Genomic DNA, 26,033 nt, shown 5'->3' with positions numbered 1-26,033 from the left:
AAAAATGATGAGTTTTGGCGAGGCGATTAGCGTTTGCCTCAAACAAAAATACGCCACATTTTCTGGCAGGGCTAGCAGAAGCGAGTATTGGTGGTTTTACCTTTTTAGCGTTTTGGTCAATATCGCCACTGCCGTAATCGACGCCGTGCTTGGCACAAATATCGTTTTGGGGTTTGATAAAAACGGCACCCCGCAAGTCATCGGTATCGTAGCCAGCGTGGTTGCTCTGGGCTTGCTTGTGCCTTCGTTTGCGGTATTTTGGAGAAGACTGCATGATAGAGATATCAGCGGGTGGTATTTTGGCGCAATTTTTCTTTTGTGCGTGCTTGCGATAATGTTTGTTGATGGAATTAGAATTTTAGCTATGCTGTTTTTATTTGTTGCCATAGGACTTATAATTTACCTTTTTATCTCTACGATTTTAAAGGGCACCGACGGAGCTAACAAATACGGCGACGATCCGCTAAATCCGCGCGCTGGCGGAAATATTTTCGTTCCGTGAATTTCCTAAATTCACGGAAACACTGCACCGAAAATTTTACTTATAATAAGCCATATTGAACCTCTAATATCACATAAACGATTATTTGTAGGTTTGGATACCTACAAATAAACAATAGAATTAACGAAATTCTCGTCTGAAAAATTTAGGACCGTTTTTATAGCTTAAATTTTGTAAAAATCTATATGCACCTTTGACGATACAGACCACGCTACCGATAAAGCAAGCAAGCGCAACAAGGCTACTAATAGCGCCATGAGAACTGCTAGCAATAGCAATAACAACAACTACGATAAACAATATTACACCCACAATTAAAATTGGAGCCCAGTCTACACCATATCTAATCTCAGCTTGGCAACCACTGCAAACTGATACTCCGTATTTGATGTCGTCCTTGCCACAAAATGGGCAGCCTAAGTGTAGCTCTTCATCCATAGTTTTCTCCTTGAAAAAAAATAAAGTTTTATTCTACCCCCCCCCCCCCCTTAAAATGGGTTGAAAATTTGATTATGTGGTGCAAAATTTTGTATTGATTTATTATAAGCTTGCGAAGTAACTTTGTAAATTGAGGAATTCATAGAAATTTCGTTGGATTTTAAAAAGCAAAATTTCGGGGCAGTATTTCAAATTTGCGATAGCGGAATTTTGAAATTTGCAAAATTTTGTAGAATTTTAAAATTTGGCTAGGAAATCCTAGCCAAATTTTGCTTATTTCGCGCCTTTTGGCGGCATAAACGCAGTTAGCGTGATATCTTCGCCGTCTTTTGGTTTGTAAGGCTCGATATTTACAAGGCAAGTGTGAGAGATATTTCCGTTGGCTAGTTTGCTTGTCGGAATATCGATTGTAAGCACATTTGCCGAGCCATTTTTGCAAAGTCCGTTTTCGTTTGGATCATACCAAGCACCTTCGCATAGTTTTACGACATTTCTTGGCGTGTCATCATTTACAACCGCACCTGCTAAAATTTGACCCCTAGCGTTGAAAACTCTTACCAAATCGCCGTTTTTTATGCCTAGCTCTTTTGCATCTTCTTCGTTTATGAAAATCGGCTCTCTTCCCGCTACTGCATAGCTATCTCTTAGCTTAGTTTGGTTTTGTTGAGAGTGCAAGCGATCATTTGGGTGTGGGCTTATCATGTGGAATCTAGCAGGTTTATCCTTCATACCTAGCCACTCGATTGGCTCAAACCATGTCGGGTGAGCCTTGCAGTCATCATAGCCCATTTTTTCGATTGTTTCAGAGTAAATTTCGATTAGTCCGCTTGGTGTGCCAAGTGCATTTAAAATCGGATCTTCTCTAAAATCTGCAAAAGTTACATAGCTTTCGCTCTCCATTGTAGGGCTAAATTCAGTCGGTTCGTTTTTGTTCCACCACTCTTCAAAACTTGGCATTTTTATTCCCAAAGCTTCGTTTGCATTTACTTGATTTGCCGCTGTTTCATAGAACTCTTTTATCCAGTCCATTTCGGTTTTGCCGCCTTCTGTGTAGGCTTCTGCAAGGCCGTCCGCATAAGCTTTACACAAATCAACGAAAACTTGATAATCATCTTTTGCGCCAAATTGTTTTTCTACGACCTGTTTTTGCGGGACGATATGCATATTTGTGTAGTCCCCTGTCATAGAAATGTCATTTCTCTCATACGAGCTTGTAACCGGAAACACGATGTCAGCCATTTTCGCTGTCGGCGTCCAGTAAATTTCATTTACGACGATAGTTCGTGGTTTTCGCCAAGCTTTAACATTTTTATTTGTGTCTTGTTGTTGGGTTAGTGGATTTCCGCCGACCCAGTAGATAAAATCCATATCAGGATATGTGATTTTATTTCCGTTATCATCTAGCGTAGCTCCCGGATTTAGCAAAGCATCAGCATTTCTAGCGACAGGATACGACATTAGTGCCGTATTTGATAGCCAAGATTGCGCTGCATTTTCTTTTGCGCCATCAGCATTAGCAGGGCCCATATATTTGCCGTCTTTGATGATACCTACGCTTCCTGCGTTGATTGTTTTAATTACGCCACCAACGCAACTTGGCGTTCCGCCGTTTGCATAGTGGTAACTAAAACCAAATCCGCCACCAGGAAGCCCTATTTGACCAAGCATACTAGCAAGAGTTACTATCATCCAATGGACTTGCTCGCCGTGGTGCGCTCTTTGCATACCCCAACCAGCCATAATCATAGTGCGATTATCAAAGAATTTTTCGGCTAATTCTTTTATAACTTTTGCTTCGATTCCGCAAATTTTCTCTGCCCACTCAGGTGTTTTTTCTACGCCGTCTTCTTTGCCTAGTAAATACTGCTCGAATTTATCAAAGCCAACGGTGTAAGTGCTTAAAAATTCTTTATCATATTTTCCTGATTTTAATAGGTGATTTGCCATAGCTAACATCATCGCTACATCGGTATTTGGAGTAGGTCTGATATGAGTAGCTTTGCCTTCGAAAAATTTAGTTGTGATTGTTTTGAGCGGATCAATTATAATGATTTCTTTACCGCTATCACGCAATTTTTCAAAATATTTAAACGAGCCTTCATCAGAAACCGTAAATGACAAACGCAAAGTGCCGATTGGATTCATACCCCAAAGCACAACGACTTTTGAATTTTCTAAAACCACAGGCCAAACGGTTTGTTGCTCATAGACTTGGCTAGATCCTACGACATGTGGCAAAATCACTTGGGCTGCACCTGTTGAGAAATCTCCCGTAACGCCCACAAAACCACCTGTCATATTCATAAATCTATGAAGAAGCGTTCTTGCCATGCCAAGTGCGCCTGAGCTTTGCCAAGCGTAGCTTCCTGCACAAATGCTATTCATACCTTTTTGTTCGCGTGTTTTTTTAAGTTCTTTTGCGACAAGTTTGATAGCCTCTTCATAAGGCACTTCTACCCACTCGTCCTTACCGCGAAGCTCAGGTTTTGGGCTATCTGGGTTTTCAAGATAGCTTTTGCGAACCATTGGGGCTTTGATTCTTGCTTTATAAACCAAATCGTCCATCGCAGTTTGCAAAGGATTTGGCACATTTGAAGTTTTTTTCCAAGCCTGTGATTTTACGATTTTGCCGTCTTTTACGGTAGCTTTTAAAATTCCCCAGTGCGCTCCCGTGATGACTTCGCCGTTTTTAACCAAAGCGGTATTTGCCTCTGCCCCAAGGGCAAAATTTGGAATTGCACTAGCAGCACCCAGAGCGACGCTGCTTTTTAAGAAACTTCGTCTTTTCATCTTTTCTCCTTTAATCGACATTAATGTCTTTTGAATGTTTTTGTAAATACTGAGTGATAACCCAAATTTCATCTTGGGTTAATGGCGTGCGCGATTGCATTGATTTAATCAGCGCAGGCCATCTATTTGCGACCTGAGTTTCGCCTCTGTGAAGCGGGTGACAGGTGCCGCAGTTTTCTTCGTGGTTTTTCTTCGCTGTGCTAAAAATCGCTTTCAAATCCGTTTCTAGCGCGTCTGGCGAAGTATAGGCTGTGATTTTTACCTTGTTGTATTCGCCTAAATTCTCCAAAACCTCAGCGTCGAATTTCGCCTGTTTTGAAAAGGCAACCGAGATAATTCTCGCCTTATCGGTAAAATAAATGATATTTTGCGCTTTTGCGCTTTGGTAGCCTTCAAGGCTAAATTTGACCTTTTTATCATCTGCTTCGATGATTTTGATCTCATTTGTCGGCATTAATCTTCCAACACTATCGCTTAAATCCGCGCTTAGGCTGATATTTTTAACAGCGACGCTATACGCGCTATCGCCCACGCTAAGGGCGTTTGCGGTGCAGGTTAAAAGACCTAAGCAAAGAGCTAAATTTAGAATTTTCAAATTTTCTCCTTTACAAAATTTTGATAAATTTTATAAAAAACAAAAATAAAAATTTGTCATTTTTATGACAAATTTAGTTTTTATTATCGATACTTAACCTTTTTGTGAGATAATAAAAATAAAAAGGCATTTTATGGGGACTAGGACGACAGGGGTTTTTGAGGGCGAGGAGTTATCGTTTTTCGGCAAAGAGGATTTGGATAAATTCAGACGCATTTCCTATCAAAAAGGCTCGATGATTTACGCTCAAAAAAAGCTTTTTATGATAATCCTAAAAGGCGAAGGCAAACTAAATACCTACCACGAAAGCGGCAGGGAGTATGTGCTAAGCTACTTTGGGGCGGGTTCGTTCGTGCTAGTCGATACCTTCTCATCGTTTGAAATCACAAAAGACGCTGAAATTTTAGAGGCAAATTTATCCACCGTGATTGATCTTTTTGAGTTCAACCAAGACTTTGCGATTTATCTTTTTAACTCGTTTTTGAAAAATATGACAATGCAAAAAAATGTGATAAAAGAGCTGGTTTTCGATAGCGTCGAAACCCGCACCTATAAATTTTTGCTCCAAATCTCACAAGAGGGCGTCGCGCATGTAAATGGCGGTGTCAGCGAAATCGCAAGCTTCGTCGGAGCCCCACGCCAAAATGTCTCCGTGGCTGTAAATAAGCTAATCAAAAATAAAAAAATCCAAAAATTAGATCATCAAAATTTTAAAATTTTGCCCTAAATTTTCTTTGAAAACATAGCGTAAATTTGCGCACTCATCATCACAAATAAAACCGCTAAAATCACGCCAAAGGCCAAAATCATGCACTCAGCCATTGTGCCAAATTTCGCGCTCGGGATTAAATACCAGCCATTAGAATACAAATCCACAAAAAAGCTTTGAATAGGATCTAGGCTAACTCCTGCTGGGACTATGGGCGCGTCTAAGCCACAATCGCCAGTTGGCTTAAAAAAGCTAGCAAACCACTCATCAAGTGGCAAATTTAGCGGGAAATTTGGCTTAAACGAGCAACCATGCACGCCAAAAGGCAGATTACCTAAAATCGCGCTATGCACCTTGTATAGGTGGATTGAGCGGGCAATTCCATAAAATGCGCCCACAAAACACACACCATAAGCGCAAAATTTAAGTAGCAAATTTCCCCCGCAAATCGTGCCCAAAATCGCGCCCAAAAGTATCACAAAAAATGCCAGCCTGATATACACACACTGCTCGCAAGGCGCCATAAATAGGTATTCTTGGAAAAAATAGTGCGCGATAATGATTAAAAGCGCGCAGACAAAAATCAGATAAATCCAAGGCTTCGCGCTGTTTTGCCACGCGCAAATTTTAAACAGCACTCTACTCATTTTTACTCGCCAAATAATCAATTAATTTCGCAAATTCGGCCGTAGAGGCGATTTTTTCGGTTTTTATGAGATATTTTCCACTCACTACAAAAGCTGGCACGCCCTGAATAAGTGCGACATCATAGCCCTCGTCCCAAAGCCCAAGCAAATCCAAAACTTCGCTATTTTGCAATTCGCTCTCGTAAATTTCGCGCGTGATCCCGCCGGCCGTAAAGCCCGTTTGCAAAAATTTCATCTCGTCCATATCGGCACTTGGGCGCTCTTTTTTGTCGTGATAGCTTTCAAAATATGCAAATAAAATTTTCTTAAATTTCGAATTTGGCGAGTTTGGGGCGATATTTTCTCTTTTATCCAAAACTCTCGCCACAGCCAAAATTTTACTCACACTCACGCCAAATTCGCCCATAGCGTGCATGTGAAACGGCTCGTAAGTAGCCGAGATTTCGCCTAAAATTTCAGGCAGGACATTTTGATAATATTTATAGCAAAACGGACAAGCATAGCTAGAAATCGTCACGAAACTGCCCTTATCCACACTTAGTGGTTTATCCAAAACCAAATAATGCTCGCCTGCGCTAAATTCGCCGTTTCCGCCGTCCCCATGCGAGCTAAGCCCACCCATCATATACACACCAACGCCCAAACCAACGAGCAGAGCGAGGATAAAAACTAATAGATTTTTTTTCATAAATTTTCCTTTTTTACTCAATTATAATGAAATTTTAAAAATTTTGGCTAAAATTTAGCGAATTTAAATTTTCAAATTTCAAAGGAGAAAAGATGAAAAAACTTTCCTTAATTTTGGCGATTTTCGCCACGATTTTTTTGGGCGGTTGTGCTAGCACGACCCAAGGCGGAGCAGTAGGGGTAAATCGCACCCAGCTACTCACGGTAAGTGAAGCTGAGCTTGACAAGGCAGCAGCAAGCTCATACACGCAAGTAATCAGCCAAGCAAAAAGCCAAAAAAAGCTAAACACCAACGCCAAACAAACCCAAAGAGTAAAAACAGTCTCAAATAGATTGATTAACCAAGTAGGCGTTTTCAGACCAGATGCGCGCAACTGGAACTGGCAGGTAAATGTCATCGAAGATCCGACCGTAAATGCGTGGTGCATGCCAGGTGGTCGCATTGCCGTTTATACAGGCATTATCAATAAGCTTAGCCTAACTGACGGCGAGTTAGCAGCTGTCGTAGGACACGAGATCGCTCACGCACTGCGCGAACACTCACGAGAGCGAGCCAGCACAGAGTCTGTAAAAAATCTAGGCATTTCAATCGGCGCGCAGGCCGCTGGGCTAGGGGATTTGGGCGCGACTGGATTAGCGATTTTGGGTCAGTATGGATTTAGTCTGCCGTTTTCTCGCTCGCACGAAACAGAGGCCGATATCATGGGCTTAGAGCTTATGGCGCGCGCTGGATACAATCCAAACGAAGCCCCAAATGTATGGCGCAAAATGGCGAAACTAGAAAGTGGCAGCAAAACGCCTGAGTTTTTCTCAACTCACCCAGGCGATGAAACCCGTATCAAAAACCTAGAAAAAACAATCCCGGTCGTCATGCCACTATACGAACAAGCTAAAAAAGGTAAAAAATAGCTTCGTAAGCTTCATCGGTGCGAAATTTGTGAAATTTCGCACCAGCTAAATTTCAAAATTCCGCACTTTTAAAATTTAAAAAAATTTGTGAAAATTAGTTTAATTTTGCTATAATCTGCATTTTATTTTAAATTTAAAGGATTAAATTTTGGACACGGATCGTTCGGTCTTTATGTTACTTCTCGCTTTTGTTTTAATTTTTTTAAATGCTTTTTTTGTTTTATCTGAATTTGCCCTTGTTAAAGTTCGACGCTCAAAACTCGAAGAATTCGTCAAAGACAAGGTCGCAAACGCCTCACTCGCCCTAAAAATGACAAACTCAATCGATACCTACCTAAGCGCCTGCCAAATAGGCATTACGCTGGCTTCCCTTGCCCTTGGTTGGATAGGCGAGCCAGCCGTAGCTAGCCTAATCCGCAAGCCACTTGCCAGCCTAAATTTAGGCGAGGCTAGCGTGCATACCGTGGCTGTGATTATCGCGTTTAGTATCATTACGACACTGCATATCGTCCTAGGCGAGCAGGCCCCAAAACTAATCGCAATCGCAAAATCCGAAAAAATCGTGCTTTGGATAGCTAGACCGCTTTATTGTTTTTGGGTTTTGTGTCTGCCTGCGATTAAGGCGTTTGATTTCGTCGCATCAAGCGTGGTTAGGCTCTTTGGAATCCGTGCGGTCAAAGATAGCGAAGTCGCCCACTCCGAAGAAGAGATCAAAATCATCGCTAGCGAAAGCCTAAAAGGCGGTGTGCTAGATAGCGTGGAGACCGAAATCATCAAAAACGCCGTGGATTTTGGCGATACTGTGGCAAAGGAGATTATGACTCCGCGCAAGGATATGGTCTGCTTAGATAAAAACGAAAGCTACGAGGATAATTACCGCGTAGTTTTGGAGTCGAAATTTACCCGCTTCCCATACATCGACGGAGGCAAAGACACGGTGCTAGGACTAATCCATATCCGCGATATCATGCAGCAAAACGGCGAGAAAAATTTCGATAAAATCGTGCGCAAACTCATCATCGTGCCAGAAAACTCCCCGATAACGAAAATTTTATCAATGATGAATAAAGAGCGCATTTTCGCCGCCCTTGTCATCGACGAATACGGCGGAACGGCGGGGTTTTTGACCATGGAGGACATAATCGAGGAAATTTTTGGCGAGATCGAGGACGAATACGACGATATAGAGCAAAATTTCACCCGCATTGACGATAACACTTACGAATTTAAAGGTCGCTTCGAGATCGAAAATGTCGAGGAGATAATGCAAATCGCCTTTGACGATGAGACCGAGCAGCTCACGATCGGCGGATATGTCTTTAATCTCTTTGGTCGTTTGCCAGAAAATGGCGATGAGATAAGCGACGAAAACTGCGATTACACCGTGCTTGCGATGGACGGTACCTCGATAGCCTCGCTTAGGGTCAAGAAAAAAGAAAATTAAAAGGGCGAAAATGGATAATGTAATCAGATTTAGCGTTTCACTGCCAGAGGAGCTATTTGACGAGCTAAACTCGCGCGTGCAGAGCAGGGGCTATCCTAGCAGGAGCGAGTATATCAGGGACCTAATCCGCGAGAAAATCGTCAGCGATAAATGGAGCGAGGAAAACAGCGACAAAGAGGGGCTTGGCGTGATTTGTATAGCGTATTCGCACCACCAAAGCGACCTGCTCGAAAACCTAATCGAGCTCGAACACCACGCTAAAATCGATGTTGTCTGCACGAACCATATCCATGTCGATCACGACAACTGCTTAGAAACCATAAATGTGCGTGGCAAAATGGGCGAAATCGAAAAATTTAGCGCCAAAATCGGCGGGCTTAAAGGTGTGAAATTTTCGCAACTTGTCAAAATTGCAATTACGAAAGCGTGAAATTTGAAATTTTAAATTTGAAATTTGGCGCGGAATTTTTAAATTTTGCTTTTTAGTGTCATTGCGAGAATTTTGCTTTGCAAAATTCAAAGCAATCGCCAAATTCAAAATTCCCGCGCCAGTATCTAGGTTTGCAAAGCGAAATTTTTCTAAGTTACTCCACAGCGTTTAAGAAAATATAGTAAAAATTACTAGATTCTTTCGTGACATCAAATGTCCAAATATCGCTTTTTTCGCTATTTTCTTTGCGCGAAAACGCACTATTTTGCCCGAAATTTTTATAAAAGGAAATAAAAGTGAAAAAGAAAGTTATTAAGTATTTTTTTATATCCGTAGCAGTTGTTATCATTATCTTTATTTTACCTATTATAGGATTTTTTGAGAAACATTATAATCAATGGAAAATTCGCCAAAATTTCATTGAATTTAAATTAGACAATCCAAATGATGAAATTGAAATCATAAATAAAAGCCTTAAAATTTACCTTGATAAAATGCATAGTATTGAAAATTTTAAAATTCGTGATTCTAAAAAAAGATATGATTTTTTCTATTATAATGATACACACGATTCGCATGTAGATATGGTTTATAGAAATTGCAATGGAGACAAAAAGCACGATGATAAATGTGAATTTAAAACATTTGATAAAAGACTAAATTTAGAGTATTTAATGAATTTGGGAGAAAGAATTTGCATAAATGGAGAGCCGACAAAAAATGCCGAAGAAATAATAAAAAACGATGAAATTTTACAAAACAAAAAGCTTTTTTATCCACAAGATGAAAAAGCACTTGTAGATGAAAATGGAAATTTTATAACTAACTTTTTTTATCAATCAGAAATGTATAATCTATTTTATGGCAAGGTATTTTTAAGCAAAAAATATGAGAACACCCATGCAAATAGAGATTTTGACATTATAATACCGAGAAATGAAAATTTTAGAATTTTATTTTTAGATAGCGTAGCATTAGAATACCCATTAGGTTTTTGCAAAAAATATAATAAAATTATCACTTCAAAAGAAAATAAAGAAAAACTTGACTTTATTTTTATACCAATAAAATTTACTAAAAATGGAGCATACGATATTTTGACATTAGAAGATATATTTTATTATAGGAATTTATATAGAAATACTAATAAAATTCTGCAATATTTACAAAGAGACAATATTTACAATGAATACAACAATATATTCTATCAATACCAAGTTTTAAAAAATAACAATTCCAATAAAAATCCAAATTTGAAAGGAGATGGCGATGCCAAGAATTTATTTAAAAAGTAGTGATAAAAATTACGACTATGCTTTGGAAGTTTTGAGTTACTATATTTGGGGTGCCGAAAGAAAACCAGGCAATATAGCAGATGAAAGCCTTGCTGACAAAAGTGAAGAGATAGTTTTAGAATTTTCTACAAAAGATTATTTAGAAAAATTCTTTCACATAAAAGATACAAGTGAAATAAAAAAGTTAGCTACCAAATTTGGTTTGTTTAATACATTTTTCAACTCAAATGGTAAAACTAGATTTGGAGAAAATTTAGATTATGAGCTTTTAGAACAAAGAGCAAAACCTTTTCATCAATATTTTGCCTCAAATTCTTGCCTTAGCGATTTGCAAGTTTGCCGCGAAGTATTCATAGCTTCTTGGCTGCTCGTTCGCGTATCCGCACACAAAACCCATAGCCACAAGGCTTGGGATTAAAATTTTTTTCATTTTTTCTCCTTTATTAGATTTTCGACGCAGTATCCCAAATTTGCACTAGCAAAATTTCACTCAAACGCCCTAAAATGCGCCTCATCTGCGAATTCTAACATCTCTTTATCGCCCCTGCTATCGCCATAAGCGATGATTTTTTCAAATTCGCTCAAATCATAAGCTTCTTTTATGCGCGCCACCTTTTGCGCCCCGTAGCAGTTTAGACCCTCGATTTCGCCGGTGATTACGCCACCTTTTTTCTCGATTTTTGTGCCCAAAAGTTCGAGCCCATTTTCTTTGCACCAAGGGGCTAGCCAATCCTCCAAGGAGGCCGTTACGATGACGACCTTATCGCCATTTGCGATATATTCTTTGATTTTTGCCATGGCTTCAAATTTGATAATATCTTCAATGTGCGTGGTGGAGTATTTTTTGCAAATTTTGGCGAATTTATCCACGCTCATACCGCCGAAAAAATGCACCATTAGGCGCCTGCGCGTGAAATTATTCGAACACAGCCCAAGTTTATAGCCTAGCAAAATAGGGCTAAGCCTAAAAATACCGCGAAAAAATTTCTTAAACCCCACGACATAGGCGATAAATTCGAGCAACGAATCGTCTCTGGTAATCGTCCCGTCGAAGTCAAAACAAACTAATTTCATAAAAATCCTTTTGCAAGATTACAAAATTCTAAAATAAATTTTGGATTTTCAAAACCACTCACTATAAAGAATTTATATTTCTAAAATTTTCCCTAATTTCTTTAATTCCGACCAAATTTTCATTTCGCTTCACAAACCAATAATCAAAGCCGTTTAGTCTATTTGCTTTTGCATTTTTGATTTTTGCGGCTAAGCTGTGCATATCGTAAATTTCGCCGTTAAATTCGAGTTTTCCGTTGCTTTGTAAAATAGCAAATTTATCGCTATTTTTTAGGTAAAATTTTTCATTTTTTATAAAAAATTTAGCCTTTATCATCTCGTCCATACTGACTTTTTTAGGTTTTTCATCAAATTTTGCCTTTGCAATATCGCTATTTTCAAATTCAACTTTTTCAAGCCGTTTTTTACCAAATTCGATATATTTTTCATTTTGCTCTATCATAATGAAATTTCGCCCAAGTTTTTTTGCCATTGCAGCCGTTGTCATCGTCCCGCCAAATGGGTCAAGCACCAAATCGCCAAGCTTTGAGCTAATTGCAATTATGCGATATAACAAATTTTCAGGTTTTTGCGTGGTATGAAGTTTTTCGCCGTTTTCATCTTTCAATCTTTCATTTCCTGCACAAACAGGCATTTTCCAAACGCTTCCAAGCTGTTTTCTATCGCCCCTAGCAAATAAATTTGGCTCTATATTTTCGTTATTTAGCTCTTTTGCGGTTTTATAGTTAAATGTAAATTTGCTTTTTTTTGATTTACACGCCCAAATGAGCGTTTCGTGTGAGTTATTTAAGCGTGTCCCCATAAAATTTGGCGTTGGATTTGTTTTATGCCAAATAACATCGTTTATCAACCAAAATCCAAGCTCTTGCATAATCCCGCCGATAGTATAAATGCACTGCATACCGCCGATAACCCAAATCGAGCCGTCTTTTTTAAGCACTCTTTTGCACTCTTTTAGCCACGATTTTGTAAATTCGGCGTAATCATAGTTTGAATCAAATTTATCCCACTCATCATCACAGCCGTCAAATTCGCTTCCGTTTGGACGATTTAAAACCCCGTCCGTTCGCATAAAATACGGCGGGTCTGCAAAAATCAAATCAACGCTATTATCAGCCATTTTTGCTAAAATTTCTATGCAATCGCCTTTTATAATTTCGTTCATAAAATCGCCTTTAAATTTGCACCTGTCGGAAAAAGCTCTTTTCTAAGTTCTACAAATTTTGGATTATCTGACAAAAGCTTTTTGATAAGTTTCGGATTTTCTCGTTTTAATTTTATTAGGGCGTTTTTGATTTCCGTGCTTGTATCAAAATCGGGCACACTTAAAATATCTTTACAACGCTCGGATTTATTTTGTCTTAAATGAGAAATTAGTTCGTTCCAAATATCTATGCGATTAAATAAATTTATAAAAATTTCATCGCCGTAAAATATGTGAAGCTTAACCAAATCATCGGTATTATTTGCGATTTGCTCTAAATAATATTTGCGATTTTTTCTAAGCCAAGTATCGCTAAAGCACATTGAAGCGATAATTTTATGGTTTGGATATTTTTCTTTTATGGTGCGAATTTTTTTGATAAAATTTGCATATTGACCCCGTTTTTTAGTGCTATCGTGGTCATCTCTGATTTTTTGTTCGATTAAGTAAATAAAATTTGATTTATCTTTGAAAATTTGGTCGCTGTTAAGTCTATCGCCTTTTTCATCAAAACCGATATTTTTATCCAAATTTTCATAGCCCATTTCAGCGATATATTCAGTCAAAATATCTTCTATAAAATCGCCAAATTTAATCTCGTGGCTTTGAGTTAAATTTTGGATTAGTTTTGTTTTTGCATTTGTTACGCGAAAAAGCCCAATATAGCGTTCAGGGCTATTTATAACAGTTGTTAAAATTTCTAAATTCAAGTCATCATTGCTAAGAAAAATTTTACTATTTAACTTTTCTTTAAAATGTTTGTATTGCATATTTTGCCTTTTATTTTTTAAATCCACAAATTCTAGCGAAATTTAGTTAAAAATAATTGATTTCTTAGGATAAAAAAGAAGTTTTGCTACTAAGCAAAACTTCTGAAATTTAGTAATTTTACGAATTAGTTTTCGACATGCGTCTGCGCGTGGTCGGGTCTAGATAGCGTTTGCGCACGCGGATATTTATCGGAGTGACCTCGACTAGCTCGTCTTCTTCGATCCACTCTAATGCGCGCTCCAAATTTAGGCTTCTTGGCGGAACTAGTTTGATCGCGTCATCGCTACCGCTAGCGCGGACATTTGTTAGGTTTTTGCCTTTGATCGGATTGACATCTAGGTCGTTTGGACGGCTGTGCTCGCCGATAATCATACCGACATAAACCTTGGCTTGTGGAGCGATAAATAGCACGCCACGATCTTGGAGATTCCATAGGCTATATCCCAGCGCGACGCCATTTTCCATGCTAGTTAGCGCACCATTTTGGCGTTTTTCGACTGCGCCTGAAAACGGCCTAAACTCCAAAAAGCTGTGATTCATAACGCCCTCGCCACGAGTATCGGTCAAAAACTGGCTTCTAAATCCGATTAGCCCACGAGCTGGGATTTCAAACTCGATTCTAGTTTGGCCATCGCCTGTTGGGTTCATTACCTTCATTTCGGCTTTTTTGCGGCCGAGTTTTTCAATAACTGTGCCTGTGCAATCATCAGGAGCGTCGATTACTAGGTGCTCGAACGGCTCACATTTCACGCCGTCGATTTCTTTGATGATGACCTCTGGGCGTCCTAAGCAAAACTCAAATCCCTCACGGCGCATGTTTTCAGCCAAAATCGTGATTTGAAGCTCACCACGACCGCTAACCTTAAATTTACCCTCGCCGACATTTTCATATCGCATTGCGATATTTGTTTTCATCTCCGCTGCCAAGCGCTCATCGATTTTGTTTGAAGTTACAAATTTACCCTCAGTTCCCGCTAACGGCCCGTCATTTACGCTAAAAATTACGCTTAGAGTTGGCTCTTCGATATGAAGCGCATCTAGTGGCATAGGGTTAGCAGGATCTACCACGCTATCGCCTACATCAAGCGCGTCAAATCCAGCGATAGCGACGATGTCGCCAGTGCCGGCGTTGTCGATATCGATACGCTCCAAGCCGTTAAATCCGATAAGCTTCGAAATTCTGCCCGTTACCTTTGTGCCGTCAGCCTTGGCAAGCATTACGCTTTGATTTTTTGAAATTCTACCATTGAAAATTCTAGCAATTCCGATTTTACCAACATAGTTGTCGTAATCAAGGGTGAAGACTTGAAGTTGCAAAGAGTTTTCATCGCTACCGCTTGGGCTTGGCACATGAGATAAAATCGTCTCGAAAAGTGGCTTCATATCGACATTTTCATCGCTTAGATTGTGTTTAGCATAGCCGTTTTTTGCCGCAGCATACACGACTGGAAATTCGAGTTGTTCGTCGTTGGCATCAAGTGCGACAAAAAGGTCAAAAATCTCATTTACCACACGATCTGGATCTGCGGCTGGTTTGTCGATTTTATTTACCACGACGATTGGGCGAAGTCCCAAAGATAGGGCCTTTTTAACGACAAATTTGGTTTGAGGCATTACGCCTTCTTGCGCATCGACGAGCAATAAAACGCCATCAACCATTTTTAGCACGCGCTCGACCTCGCCACCGAAATCCGCGTGGCCTGGGGTGTCGATGATATTGATCTTCGTATCGCCGTAGCGAATAGCTGTGTTTTTCGATAAAATCGTGATTCCACGCTCTTTTTCGATATCGTTGCTGTCCATTACGCGCTCGCCGACCTCTTGGTGCTCGCTAAATGTGCCTGATTGTTTCAAAAGTTCATCTACGATAGTGGTTTTTCCGTGATCGACATGGGCGATAACTGCGATATTTCTAATATTTTCCAAATTTTACTCCAAAATTTTATGTTTAAAAACTGATGATTATACACTAAAAATTCTTAAATTCTAAGAATACTCTTTGACCTCATTTACCAAATACTCATACACTCTTTGCTGGATTAAAGCGTCGTTTTCATCATCGCTAATGAGGCGTCTAAGGTGCGAGAAATCGATCTTTTTGACATAGCGAGGCGCATTTTTTATCTCTTTGTCGATTTCTACTAAAAGCGAGTCTAAATTTAGACTTTTGTAGGTGTGGGCCTTTTGGATATATTCGCTCACAATCGATACCAAAACCCCCACTCTGCGCGAATCGTCGCTGTAAATTTCACTTGCGATTTCGCGCAGATTTTCGTAATCCTCATCGGTTTGCTTTTTTTTAGCAAGCAACATTGCAGCGAAAATTTTCGCTCTAAATTCGATAGAGCGGTGGTGAGAAATCGAAATTTCACGAAAAACCGAAAAAATATAATCTTTTAAATTCATTTATAACCTTATTTTAAGAAACTTTTAATTATAATCCGATTCGCCCTTTCTTAGACCTGTGCAACGGTTTTTAAAAACACCGCTTCAGGGTGGGAACACAGCAGAGCACTTTTACCTATCGTGTGCCGCAGTCATCTGGGAAGGGGTTTTAAAACTCAACCCTATCCAATCCAAAATTTTCGATGAAATCATCACAAACGCTGTGAAAATCGACGCCTTCTATGCTTTTATTTCGTCTGAAATTTTCGAGCATTGAGTTATATCCACTGACTAATTCTTTGCTTTTGACGCCATAGCTTATCGAAATTCCAGCCTCGAAAAACGCGGCTAGTTTATCGCAAAATTTAAGCGCTCTGCCGTCGATTGCACGAAATTTATCCTCGTTATACGCACCAAGCGAGCCGTCTGCGAAATTTGGCTTACCGCCAAGCTCGTAAATTCTGTTTTCAAACTCATCTTTTATAAATTTCTCGCCGTCATTTCTAATACCCAAAATATAGCTAAACTCATCTCTGATATGCTCTGGCACAAAAGGCAAAATTTTATCATCTATTAGGCGCATTTCGTATTCGCTGATGATGTCGCTAAGCCCAGCCACGCCGTATTTTACGGGGCTGATGATATCGCGGGTAAGGCTTTCAGGTAGATCGTGAAAAAGCGCGCAATAAAAATTATAAAAAATTCTATTCTTGCAAGCGCCGACTTTTAGCGAGTAAAAATAGCTTAATATCGCCACGATTAGCATGTGGCCTAGCACGCTAGTCTCAGGTATGCGTGGGGTTTGCGCCCAGCGCTTTTGAAACCTTAGCCTGCCACTAAGATCTACAATTCGGGCTAGTTTTTTATTCATTACGATTTTTCGCACGCCAATTAGCTCGTAATAATCCTCTAATTCCTCTTCGACCTTAAATTTAAGCTCTTCGATATCGTTTAAAAACTGACTAGTTTGATAGACGATATTAAATTCCCACCTCGTAGCCAGATAACTTGCCGCCTTTAAAATGAGCTTTTCTTTTTCATGCGAGTAGCCGTTTTGATAGGCTATAAATCGTTTCAAAAATTCGCCATCTTGCACGCTAGAAAGGTCGTTTTCGAGCTGTGAGAGAACCCATTTGTTAATTTGATCTTTTTTACTTTTTTGAATTTGGTGAAACACATCTGGGCGGATATCGGTTACTACGATGCGCGAAAGAAAATCAAAAATCCCAGCCTCGATGACATAGCTCATATCTATATCGCGCTCGAAACTAGCGATAAAATAGGCAATGATAAATTTGTGCGCTTGTTTGTCAAGTTCGACTAAATTTACCATTTTTGGGTAGTCGTTCCAGCGCGAAATACTCGCACTTTTAAAAATTTTTTCTACTAAATTTGAACTTATCATTTGTAAATTTTATCCGAATTTATTTCAATCACGGTATGCACATTTCCACGCGGGTTAAAGTCAGCCACGATTTTTAGGTATTTTGGTTGCAATTTTTCTTGCAAGGTAGCGTAAATTTCGTTCGCGCTGTCCTCGTGGGAGATGTAGCGATCCATAAATGAGTTAATGTAGAGTTTGATTGCTTTGAGCTCTACGACAAATTTATTCGGTATGTATTCTAAATATATCGTCGCAAAGTCAGGGTATCCTGAGCGCGGACAGCGGCAACAAAACTCCGGAAGTGTGATTTTGATCAAATAATCATTTTCGTGTTTATTTGGCCAAATTTCCATTTTTTCTATGTCAAATTCTTTTATCTCTTTTTCACCATAACGCATTTTATTTCCTTAAATTTATAATATCTTCTGGTTTGCCTACGCAAAAACCCTGCACGAAATCGACCCCAAGCTCGTAGAGTTCGTCTTGGAATTTCGGCTTATCTACGAAGCGAATAATGCTTTTAATGCCCGATTTCTGACACATTTCGTTTAGTTTCATAAAAACATTTTTTATTTTTTCGTTGCCTAAATTTTTATTATACTCGATATCATAAATCACAAAATCAATATCGAAAAATTTAAAATACTCGAAACTCGCGTTCGCACCGCCAAACTGGCTAAGTCCAAAGCTAAATCCCAGCTCTTTAAATTTAAGCAAAATTTCGGCAAATCGCTTTGTTTCGGAGTAAATTTCTTCCTCGTTAAACTCCAAAACAATCTTGCTTGGATCGATTAGATTATTGTCAATTAGCTTTAAAATTTCGTTGCGAAACTCGGCATTTCGCAGTGTCTGAGGCATGATTTCGATGAAAATTTTATGCTCGATATCCTTAAAATAGATAATGCGCGAAATTTGCTTAATCATCGCAATATCATATTTGATATCGTAATTATTAAAGTGCAAAATATCAATAATTCGGCTTTTTGTAACCTTATCGCCGGTTCTGAGATCTAGTTTTGGGATTAAGTTTATATGCGATTTAACGCCATTTTTATCGGCGACATATTGAAATTTAAAGCTAAAACTCTCATTGTCAATCGCATCAACGACATCTTTGTTAAAATCATCGAGCAAAATTTTATTTAGATCAATATTTTCGCTGGATTTTTCCTCTTCGACCTCTTTGCGATTTATCTTAAAAAATAGCGCGTTTGTGATATTGCTGAGATTTTTGTCATACGAAGTAGGCATGATTTCAAATTCGGTTTTAATCTCGATATTATTTATGCTTTGGTTTGAAATTTTATGCTCGAACATCTTCAAAATGTGCGTTAAATTCGCCATTTTGCCGTTAAGCCCAAAGATAAAGTGGCCGTTGATAAAACGCCCAATATGCAAATTTTTAAAGCCCTGATTTGCCATAAATTTCGCAAATTCTTTGCAAAAATTATACAAAATATCATCGCCGTTTTGATAACCATATCTATCGTTGATATCGGCGATATTTTTGATACGAAGCAAAACCACATGGTTGATTTTGTTTTTTTTCATCTGTTTTTTTAAAATTCGCTCGATCTCATCGCGCACGAATACATGGCTGACTGGATCGATTAGCGTCTTTTTAAAACCAAAGTAAATTTGATAAATTACATAATACACATAGCAAATCAAAAGTAGCGAAAAAAGTATCACATCATCGCTGTTAAACTCACCATTTTTGAACATCGTATATCCAAAAGCGATAAGCAGGAGTGTAAAAGGCACTGAAATTTTAAGTGCCGTTATAAATCTGGTTTCGCGCTCTTTTTGCTCTGAGACTAGAATTACTTCGTTTTCGATAAATTTACCCATTAAATGTCCAAATTCTTAACATCTTTTGCGTGGTCTTGGATATAGTTTCGCCTAGGCTCCACTTCATCACCCATAAAAAGGTTAAATGTATCGCTCGCACTTTGCGCATCAGCTATACCCACGCGAAGCAAACGACGATTTTCCTTGCTCATCGTGGTCTCTCTAAGCTGATCTGGGTTCATCTCGCCAAGACCTTTGTAGCGTTGAATATACGCACCTTTTTTCGAATTTCGCTCTATCTCGTCCAAAACCTCGATATAATCCCTGCCAAAATCGACCTCGCGCTCTTTGATTAGCCCATACACGCGGATTGCTTCGGCAAAAATATGATTTGTAAGCAAGGCTTCGTTGATATTTAGTTGCTCCAAACCATTTGGAGTTTGGACATAGATACGAATTTCACTCTCGCTGACATTTGAATTTAAAATATTAAATCCCTCGCTCTCTAAGCGCGTTTTAATCACTTCAAAAAGCGCAGAATATTCCATAGAGCGCGCTTCGTCATTTTCGATTAGATACCTAATCGCAGAAATGACGCTAAAACGCTTTTTAAGCTCGTTTAAAAGTGAGCGGTAGTTTGAAACGATTTTTAGAAAATCAATTAAATCTTGGTTGCCGATTCCCTCAAATTCGCCCATATCGATACCTGTTTCAATCAAAAATTCACTCAGTGCGCGCTCATCTTTTAGATAAATTTCTTTTTTGCCCTTTTTGTATTTGAAAAGTGGCGGTTGAGCGATATAAACATAGCCATTTTCGATAATCGGACGCAAATAGCGGAAGAAAAATGTCAAAAGCAGGGTCTGGATATGGCTACCATCGACATCGGCATCTGTCATAATGATGATTTTGTGATAGCGAAGTTTATCGGCGTTAAATTCCTCACCCACACCGCAACCAAAGGCGGTTATCATGTTTTTGATCTCTTCTGATTGTAAAATTTTATCCAAACGCGCTTTTTCGACATTTAAAATTTTACCACGCAAAGGCAAAATCGCTTGAAATTCCCTATCTCTACCACCTTTGGCAGATCCGCCCGCACTATCGCCCTCGACAAGGAAAATTTCGCTCATACTAGCATCTTTGCTGGTGCAATCAGCGAGCTTTCCAGGAAGTGTGCCGACTGAGTTGATATTATCTTTTTTTCTCGTTAAATCACGCGCTTTTTTCGCTGCTTCGCGACCACGGGCCGCTAAAAGAGCCTTTTCCATAATCGCTCGTGCTTCGTTTGGATTTTCTTCGAAATATTTGCAAAGCACCTCAAAGGTCATTTTTTGCACAATTGGTTTGACATAGCTCGAACCAAGTTTGCCCTTAGTTTGCCCCTCAAATTGCGGTTCAGGCACTTTGACACTTACGACTGCGATTAAGCCTTCTCTGACATCATCGCCGGTGATTTTGGTGTCTTTTTCGCGTGCGGCTGCGTTTGCTGCGATATAGTTTGTGATAGCGCGAGTTAGTCCCGCTCTAAATCCAGCTTCGTGCGTTCCGCCGTCTGGGGTTTTGATATTATTAACAAAGCTTAATAATTTTTCATCATAGGTTGAATTATACATTAGCGCGATATCCACAGCGACATCTTCGACGCTATCGCTAAATGAAACTGCCTTGCTAACGGGTGAGGCTTTGTTCATATCAGTTACGAAGCTCTCTAATCCGCCCTCGAAATGAAAGCTCTCATTTCTGCCGTCTCTTTGGTCTTTAAAATTTATGGTGATTTTTGGGTTTAAATATGCTAATTCTCTAAATCTTTTTGACAAAGTATCGGCATTAAATTCTAAAATTTCAAAAATTTCGCCATCTGGCCAAAATTCCACAGTCGTTCCAGTGCGGTTTGTGGATTTTATGATTTCTAAATCAGTAGTTGGTTTGCCTTGGGCGAATTCTTGGCGATAAACATTGCCTTGGCGTTTGATTGTCAAAACTAGCTTTGATGAGAGCGCATTTACGACGCTAACACCCACGCCATGAAGTCCGCCACTGACCTTGTAAGTGTCTTTGTCAAATTTACCACCAGCGTGCAAAACGGTCAAAACCACAGTCGCTGCTGGCAAATGCTCTGTGGGGTGCATATCTACTGGAATTCCACGGCCATTATCTGTAACAATACAGCTGCCCTCGCGTGTGATTTCTACATCGATAGTATCACAATACCCAGCCATAGCCTCATCGATAGAGTTATCCACAACCTCATAAATCATGTGGTGTAATCCGCCGATATTTGTATCGCCGATATACATTCCTGGGCGTTTTCTAACCGCTTCAAGACCTTTTAAAACTTTAATATTTCCTGCACCGTAATTTTGTTGTTCCATTAAATTTTCCCTTAAATTTCTTAAATTTTATTAATCGGCATTACGACCGTTTTTAGCTCGCCTGAGCTTAGCACAAATGCTGTTTCTGAGTTGTTAAAATCTAGCTCAAACATATCGTCCTCGACGCTGTTTAGAAAATCGAGTAAAAATCTGTTTTTAACGCCAAAAATCAAATTTGATGAAACTGCGATATTTGCCTCAATTTCGGCTTTTGCCTCAGAATTATCCTCATTTATGCTCTCAAAAATAATGCCATCAGGCTTAATCGTAACCTTCATTTCCTCGCACATTGCGTTGATTGCTTTTACGCCGCCGACAAATTTATCTCGTGGTAAAATCACTTTAAAATTTGTCTCAGTTGGGATTACGCGCTCATAATTTGGGAATTTTCCGTTGATTAGTTTTGTGAAAAATTCGAAATTTTCGCTCACTGCCAAAAGGACATTTTCATCATAATAAATTTCAATTTTATCTGAAAATAGCTTTTGAATTTCGCCAATCGCCTTTTTAGGGATTAAAATTTGAGTATCTTTTTTGGCAAATTCGCCCATATTTGTATTTAGCACAAAGACACTAAGGCGTTTTGTATCGGTTCCGACTAAATTTAAATACCCGTCTTTTACATCAATCAAAGCTCCGTTTAGTTCGTATTTTGGGTTGTTTGTATCGATTGAAGAGTATATTTTTTTAAGACTTCTGCCAAGCACCAAAGCATTTACATTGAAGCTGTTTTTGCCCTCGATAGTAGGGAAATTTGGGAAATCTTTTGAGTCAAACATAGGGAGTTTGTATTTTAACTTTTTTTGTTTTACAAAAAGCGCTCCGTTCATTGTTTCTAATGTAACATTTTCATCGCCCAAACCCTTGATTACACTAAGAAGTTTTGAGCCATTGGCTGTGGCTTCGCCCTCTTCTTCGATCATAGCATAAGGCAAAACATAGCTAAGGCCGATTTCGTGATCTGTGGCCTTGATACTAAGCTCGCCATTTCTAGCTCTGATTAAAATGTGAGAAGTGATCGAGCTTAAATCCTTTTTGTCAAGGTAAGGATTGGTGTTTGAAACAATGTCTTCTAAAACCTTTTTTGCAATTATGACTTTCATAGTTGTCCTTTAAATTTTAAAATTTTGTTTTTGTTATAGTAGAGTGTGGGATTTAGTGAATACCCCGCGCAAATGCTGAATTTAGCGAAATTTGCTTTGTGAATTAAATTTGCCATTTTATTCACCATTATTCACGAATTTTGATTTTATTTCATATTTTTTCATTATTTTCCTTTTGGGTTATTTTGTTTTTTAACTCTTCGATTTTGATTTTAAAAAATTCATCTTTATCAATCGTTTCGTTGATTTTTTTGATATTTTTGCTAATTGCGCTGTGATCTTTGAGATTGAAATACGACGCGATTTTTGGCATTGAATTTTTGGTTAAAATTTTGGCTAAATATATGCAAATTTGGCGCGCTTCGATGACATTTTTGGCCCTTGTTTTGCTTTTTAGCTCGCTTGGTTTGATATTTAGCTCTTTTGAAATCACGCTTATAATCTGCTCCAAATCGACATTTTGGTAGTGTTCTTTGATCTGATCTTGAAGCGTGGTTTTGGCAAATGCTAAATCTATTTTGGCATTTACAAGCGATGAAAATGCGTTTAGTTTGTTTAGTGCGCCCTCGATTTCGCGGATATTATCGCCCATATTCGCGGCGATGTATTGTATGACATCGTTTGGGACATAAAAATTATTTTCCTCGCTTTTGCGTTTGATGATTGCGATTTTGGTCTCTAATTCTGGCGGCATGATATCAGCGATTAAACCATCGCTAAATCTCGAAATCATGCGCTCCTCAAAGCCTTTTAAATATTTTGGCGCGATATCGCTGGTTAGGACGATTTGGCATTTTTTTTCTCTTAGTTCGTTGAAAGTGAAGAAAAACTCCTCGATCGTCGAGCTTTTGCCTACCAAAAACTGAATATCATCGATTAGCAAAATATCGCAGTTGCGGTATTTGTGCTTGAATTTATCCATTGTTTGATTTTCCAAATTTGAGATAAATTCATTTACAAATTGCTCGCTGGTTACACAAATGACGCTTAGATTTTTTTTGATACAATGATTTGCGATTGATTGGAGCAAATGGGTCTTGCCAAGCCCGCTAGGTCCATATAAAAACAGCGGATTATACATTTTGTTGCCGGGGTTTTTGGCGGCACTGACTGCGCTAGAAAATGCGAGTTTGTTCGAATCAGCCACGATGAAATTTTCAAATGTGTAATTATCATTGACAATCGTGCTTTTTGGCTTGTCTTGCGGAATCATTTTTGAAATTTCTTTTGGGGAAATTTTGGCTTTTGAAGTGATTTTGACCGTGATATTGCTAACGCCAAATTTTTTAACTAGCGCGTTTTTGATCCTCTCAGCGTATTTAGTTTGTATGTATCTAGCCACAAGCTCGTTGTTTGCGTGATAAACAAAGAATTCAAAGGTAGAGTTTTTTTCATTAAATTTTAAATTTTTGATGTATCTTTCGTAATCAAGCGGTGGAATTTCGCCCGCTAAACTTAATAAAATTTCTTGTGGTTGAGTTTCTGACATAAATTTTCCTTTGTTTAATCCTTAATTTTAGCAAAATTTCGCTAAATTTGTGTTAAATTTATAAAGTAATTCACAAGTGAATAAGGCGTGAATTAAAGTGAAAGATTGTGATGAAAATTTTAGGAATTGATCCGGGGACTAGAAATTTAGGCTATGCGATTTTAGAAAAAAATGTGAATAAAATTTCGCTCGTCGAAGCAGGTTTAGTGAAAATGAAGGCCGAAAATGTGCAGTTTCAGATGACGCAAATGGCGGAGGCGATTGATCTTATATTTTCGCAACACAAAATCGATGAGGTCGCAATCGAGAGTATGTTTTACGCCTACAATCCCCAATCCGTGCTAAAACTAGCGCAGTTTCGCGGGGCTTTGGGGCTAAAAATTTTGCAAGTTTATGGCAATTTCGCCGAATACACGCCACTTCAAATCAAAAAATCCGTAACCGGCAAGGCAAAGGCGGCAAAGGAGCAAGTCGCCTTTATGGTCAAGCGAATACTAGGGCTCAAAGGCGAGATCAAACCGCTCGATATAACCGATGCTATCGCGGTTGCGCTCACTCACGCAAACGCTATGAGAGGGCTGGAAAAATAAAATGGGTAAAAAAGTGAAAATCGCACTAGTGCAGATTAAAAGCGAAATTTTAAAATTCAAGCAAAATTTATCCAATGCGCGAAATTTGGCTTCGCAGGCGAGGGATTGCGATATTATCGTGCTTCCTGAGACATTTTTAAGCGGATTTGCGCCTGAAATTTTTAGCGAAATTTTGCCAGAGCAAAACGAAAAAGCGCGTGAATTTTTACGCGAAATTTCAGCGCAAAAAGTCGCAATCGCTGGGCTTGCACTGGACGAAAATGGCGAAATTTACAACCGCGCCTTGGTGTATCAAAATGGGCGCGAAATTTATCATTACGATAAAATTTTTCTTTTTTCAAATTCAGGTGAAAATAAATTTGTCCGCGCTGGCGATAAATTCGGGCTTTGTGAAATTTTGCATGATGAAAAATCCCTAAAAATCGGACTTGCGATTTGCTATGATTTGAGATTTGGCGAAATTTTCCGCTACCTTGCCAAAAATGGCGCGCAAATTATCTTTGTCATCGCGCAGTTTCCGCACTCTCGCATAGAGCATTTCCGCACTCTCGCGCGGGCTAGGGCGATTGAGGCGCAGTGTTTTTTAGTAGCCCTAAATAGCGCCTCTGGCGGGCATTCGTGCGTGATTAGCCCTGAGGGAGAGATTTTGTGCGAGCTTGGAGTGGGGCAAGAAAGTGAAATTTGCGGTATTAATCTAGCCCAAATTTCGCTAGTTCGGGCGCAAATGGATATTTTAAAAGATGAGCGAAAAGAGATTTTAAAGGAGATTTTATGAAGGATTTAGTTTTTGTAATCGATATGGTAAATGGTTTTGCGAAATTTGGCGCAATGGCAGATCCAAACATCGCTAAAATCGCACCTGCAATCGCTTCGCAAATCCGCAGAAGCGCAGGCGTGCATTTCATCTGCGACGCGCACGGCGAGCGGGATTTGGAGATGAAACGCTACCCAGCGCACTGTATCGAGGGCTCGCCAGAGGCCGAAATAATCGACGAGCTATCCGAATTTGCTACCCCTCAAAACACTACCAAAAAACGCTCGACAAACGGCTTTTACGCCCTTGATAAGGCTATTTTGAGCGAATTTGATAGATTTGTGATTACGGGGTGCTGCACGGATATTTGCGTTTTGCAATTTGCCCTTGCGCTTCGCACATATTTCAACGAAAATGACATTAATAAGGACATTGTCGTGCCAACCGAGTGTGTGGCGACATACGACGCGCCAAATCATGAGCGCGAGTATTATGAAAAGTGCGCATTAAATTTAATGAGAAATGCTGGAATTTTGGTGATTTAAGTCAAATTTGGCGCAAATTCGCGCCAAATTTGCCAAATTTATTTCAAATTTGCCTTGAAAAATTCTTCAAATTTATCAAACGGAATTTTTTTATCATACAAATCCGTATGACTTGCCCCTGG

The 26,033-nt window shown here is 39.1% G+C and carries 26 protein-coding genes and 1 other RNA gene; 11 read left to right on the top strand and 16 right to left on the bottom strand.

Going from position 1 to position 26,033, the window contains the following annotated elements; translation table 11 throughout:
- Positions 1-4: 4 nt before the first annotated feature.
- Positions 5-502 (top strand): DUF805 domain-containing protein, encoded by a 498-nt coding sequence (locus OFN73_RS05855; protein ID WP_270862649.1) that lies wholly within the window; start codon positions 5-7, stop codon positions 500-502.
- Positions 503-622: 120 nt separating this feature from the next.
- Here OFN73_RS05855 and OFN73_RS05850 read toward each other — a convergent pair whose 3' ends face one another.
- From OFN73_RS05850 to OFN73_RS05840, 3 genes are all read right to left on the bottom strand, one after another.
- Positions 623-940, bottom strand: a complete 318-nt coding sequence (locus tag OFN73_RS05850) for a hypothetical protein (protein ID WP_270862648.1) — start codon at positions 938-940, stop codon at positions 623-625.
- 273 nt (positions 941-1,213) lie between these two features.
- Positions 1,214-3,730 (bottom strand): molybdopterin guanine dinucleotide-containing S/N-oxide reductase, encoded by a 2,517-nt coding sequence (locus OFN73_RS05845; protein ID WP_270862647.1) that lies wholly within the window; start codon positions 3,728-3,730, stop codon positions 1,214-1,216.
- A gap of 10 nt (positions 3,731-3,740) precedes the next feature.
- Complete coding sequence (locus OFN73_RS05840) at positions 3,741-4,325, bottom strand: cytochrome C (protein ID WP_270862646.1); 585 nt, start codon at positions 4,323-4,325, stop codon at positions 3,741-3,743.
- A gap of 133 nt (positions 4,326-4,458) precedes the next feature.
- Between OFN73_RS05840 and OFN73_RS05835 the strand changes: the two genes are divergently transcribed.
- Entirely contained in the window at positions 4,459-5,052 is a 594-nt protein-coding gene (locus OFN73_RS05835; RefSeq protein ID WP_270858633.1) for a Crp/Fnr family transcriptional regulator, read from the top strand.
- Here the strand turns inward: OFN73_RS05835 and dsbI are convergent.
- Together dsbI and OFN73_RS05825 are read right to left on the bottom strand one after the other, a co-directional pair.
- Positions 5,049-5,681, bottom strand: a complete 633-nt coding sequence (gene dsbI / locus OFN73_RS05830) for a protein-disulfide oxidoreductase DsbI (RefSeq protein WP_270862645.1) — start codon at positions 5,679-5,681, stop codon at positions 5,049-5,051. The two genes, OFN73_RS05835 and dsbI, sit on opposite strands and share 4 nt — an antisense overlap.
- Entirely contained in the window at positions 5,674-6,369 is a 696-nt protein-coding gene (locus OFN73_RS05825; protein ID WP_270862644.1) for a thiol:disulfide interchange protein, read from the bottom strand. The genes dsbI and OFN73_RS05825 overlap by 8 nt, the downstream gene beginning before the upstream one ends.
- Positions 6,370-6,461: 92 nt before the next feature.
- Here OFN73_RS05825 and OFN73_RS05820 point away from each other — a divergent pair, with 92 nt between their 5' ends.
- The 5 genes from OFN73_RS05820 to OFN73_RS05800 all read left to right on the top strand — a co-directional run bounded on the left by OFN73_RS05820 (position 6,462) and on the right by OFN73_RS05800 (position 10,864).
- A complete protein-coding gene (locus OFN73_RS05820) occupies positions 6,462-7,277 on the top strand; it encodes a M48 family metallopeptidase (RefSeq protein ID WP_270862643.1) in 816 nt (271 codons plus the stop codon).
- A 172-nt stretch (positions 7,278-7,449) separates the two neighbouring features.
- Entirely contained in the window at positions 7,450-8,721 is a 1,272-nt protein-coding gene (locus OFN73_RS05815; protein WP_270862642.1) for a hemolysin family protein, read from the top strand.
- Between the two features lie 10 nt (positions 8,722-8,731).
- Positions 8,732-9,151 (top strand): nickel-responsive transcriptional regulator NikR, encoded by a 420-nt coding sequence (nikR, locus tag OFN73_RS05810; RefSeq protein ID WP_270862641.1) that lies wholly within the window; start codon positions 8,732-8,734, stop codon positions 9,149-9,151.
- A 296-nt stretch (positions 9,152-9,447) separates the two neighbouring features.
- Positions 9,448-10,446, top strand: a complete 999-nt coding sequence (locus OFN73_RS05805; protein ID WP_270862640.1) for a hypothetical protein — start codon at positions 9,448-9,450, stop codon at positions 10,444-10,446.
- Positions 10,421-10,864 (top strand): hypothetical protein, encoded by a 444-nt coding sequence (locus OFN73_RS05800; RefSeq protein ID WP_270862639.1) that lies wholly within the window; start codon positions 10,421-10,423, stop codon positions 10,862-10,864. Before OFN73_RS05805 ends, OFN73_RS05800 begins: the two co-directional genes overlap by 26 nt.
- A 68-nt stretch (positions 10,865-10,932) precedes the next feature.
- Here the strand turns inward: OFN73_RS05800 and OFN73_RS05795 are convergent, their stop codons facing one another.
- From OFN73_RS05795 to OFN73_RS05775, 5 genes are all read right to left on the bottom strand, one after another.
- Entirely contained in the window at positions 10,933-11,520 is a 588-nt protein-coding gene (locus tag OFN73_RS05795) for an HAD-IB family hydrolase (protein ID WP_270862638.1), read from the bottom strand.
- A 61-nt stretch (positions 11,521-11,581) separates the two neighbouring features.
- Positions 11,582-12,685: a DNA-methyltransferase gene (locus OFN73_RS05790; protein WP_270862637.1), complete on the bottom strand. Its 1,104-nt coding sequence runs from the start codon at positions 12,683-12,685 to the stop codon at positions 11,582-11,584.
- On the bottom strand, positions 12,682-13,494 hold the full coding sequence (locus OFN73_RS05785) for an HpyAIV family type II restriction enzyme (RefSeq protein ID WP_270862636.1): 813 nt from the start codon (positions 13,492-13,494) through the stop codon (positions 12,682-12,684). Before OFN73_RS05785 ends, OFN73_RS05790 begins: the two co-directional genes overlap by 4 nt.
- Before the next feature lie 118 nt (positions 13,495-13,612).
- Positions 13,613-15,421, bottom strand: a complete 1,809-nt coding sequence (typA, locus tag OFN73_RS05780) for a translational GTPase TypA (protein ID WP_270858640.1) — start codon at positions 15,419-15,421, stop codon at positions 13,613-13,615.
- Positions 15,422-15,481: 60 nt separating this feature from the next.
- The gene (locus tag OFN73_RS05775) at positions 15,482-15,901 is read right to left on the bottom strand and encodes a hypothetical protein (protein ID WP_270858641.1); all 420 of its coding nucleotides are present in this window, start codon (positions 15,899-15,901) and stop codon (positions 15,482-15,484) included.
- A 47-nt stretch (positions 15,902-15,948) separates the two neighbouring features.
- Between OFN73_RS05775 and ffs the strand changes: the two genes are divergently transcribed.
- Positions 15,949-16,046: signal recognition particle sRNA small type (gene ffs, locus OFN73_RS05770), an RNA gene on the top strand.
- Positions 16,047-16,049: 3 nt separating this feature from the next.
- Here the strand turns inward: ffs and OFN73_RS05765 are convergent.
- The 6 genes from OFN73_RS05765 to dnaA all read right to left on the bottom strand — a co-directional run bounded on the left by OFN73_RS05765 (position 16,050) and on the right by dnaA (position 24,022).
- A complete protein-coding gene (locus OFN73_RS05765) occupies positions 16,050-17,285 on the bottom strand; it encodes an HD domain-containing protein (protein WP_270862635.1) in 1,236 nt (411 codons plus the stop codon).
- Positions 17,282-17,662: a preQ(1) synthase gene (gene queF, locus OFN73_RS05760; RefSeq protein ID WP_270858643.1), complete on the bottom strand. Its 381-nt coding sequence runs from the start codon at positions 17,660-17,662 to the stop codon at positions 17,282-17,284. The genes OFN73_RS05765 and queF overlap by 4 nt, the downstream gene beginning before the upstream one ends.
- Before the next feature lies 1 nt (position 17,663).
- Entirely contained in the window at positions 17,664-19,115 is a 1,452-nt protein-coding gene (locus tag OFN73_RS05755; RefSeq protein WP_270862634.1) for an EAL domain-containing protein, read from the bottom strand.
- Positions 19,115-21,430, bottom strand: coding sequence for a DNA topoisomerase (ATP-hydrolyzing) subunit B (gene gyrB / locus OFN73_RS05750; protein ID WP_270862633.1), 2,316 nt, complete (start codon positions 21,428-21,430; stop codon positions 19,115-19,117). Before gyrB ends, OFN73_RS05755 begins: the two co-directional genes overlap by 1 nt.
- Before the next feature lie 20 nt (positions 21,431-21,450).
- The gene (dnaN, locus tag OFN73_RS05745) at positions 21,451-22,533 is read right to left on the bottom strand and encodes a DNA polymerase III subunit beta (protein WP_270862632.1); all 1,083 of its coding nucleotides are present in this window, start codon (positions 22,531-22,533) and stop codon (positions 21,451-21,453) included.
- Between the two features lie 151 nt (positions 22,534-22,684).
- Positions 22,685-24,022 (bottom strand): chromosomal replication initiator protein DnaA, encoded by a 1,338-nt coding sequence (dnaA, locus tag OFN73_RS05740; protein ID WP_270862631.1) that lies wholly within the window; start codon positions 24,020-24,022, stop codon positions 22,685-22,687.
- Between the two features lie 110 nt (positions 24,023-24,132).
- On the opposite strand from dnaA, the gene ruvC reads away from it, so the two are divergent.
- The 3 genes from ruvC to OFN73_RS05725 are packed head-to-tail and all read left to right on the top strand — an operon-like array spanning position 24,133 to position 25,911.
- Complete coding sequence (gene ruvC, locus OFN73_RS05735) at positions 24,133-24,612, top strand: crossover junction endodeoxyribonuclease RuvC (RefSeq protein ID WP_270862630.1); 480 nt, start codon at positions 24,133-24,135, stop codon at positions 24,610-24,612.
- Between the two features lie 13 nt (positions 24,613-24,625).
- Positions 24,626-25,387: a nitrilase-related carbon-nitrogen hydrolase gene (locus tag OFN73_RS05730; RefSeq protein WP_270862629.1), complete on the top strand. Its 762-nt coding sequence runs from the start codon at positions 24,626-24,628 to the stop codon at positions 25,385-25,387.
- Positions 25,384-25,911 (top strand): cysteine hydrolase family protein, encoded by a 528-nt coding sequence (locus OFN73_RS05725; RefSeq protein ID WP_270862628.1) that lies wholly within the window; start codon positions 25,384-25,386, stop codon positions 25,909-25,911. Before OFN73_RS05730 ends, OFN73_RS05725 begins: the two co-directional genes overlap by 4 nt.
- Positions 25,912-26,033 lie beyond the last annotated feature (122 nt).

Origin of the sequence: Campylobacter sp. JMF_14 EL1 (assembly GCF_027737585.1) — a bacterium.
Classification (GTDB): domain Bacteria; phylum Campylobacterota; class Campylobacteria; order Campylobacterales; family Campylobacteraceae; genus Campylobacter_B.
The sequence above is the reverse complement of the archived record's forward strand: the minus strand, read 5'-3'. Positions and strand labels throughout refer to the sequence as shown.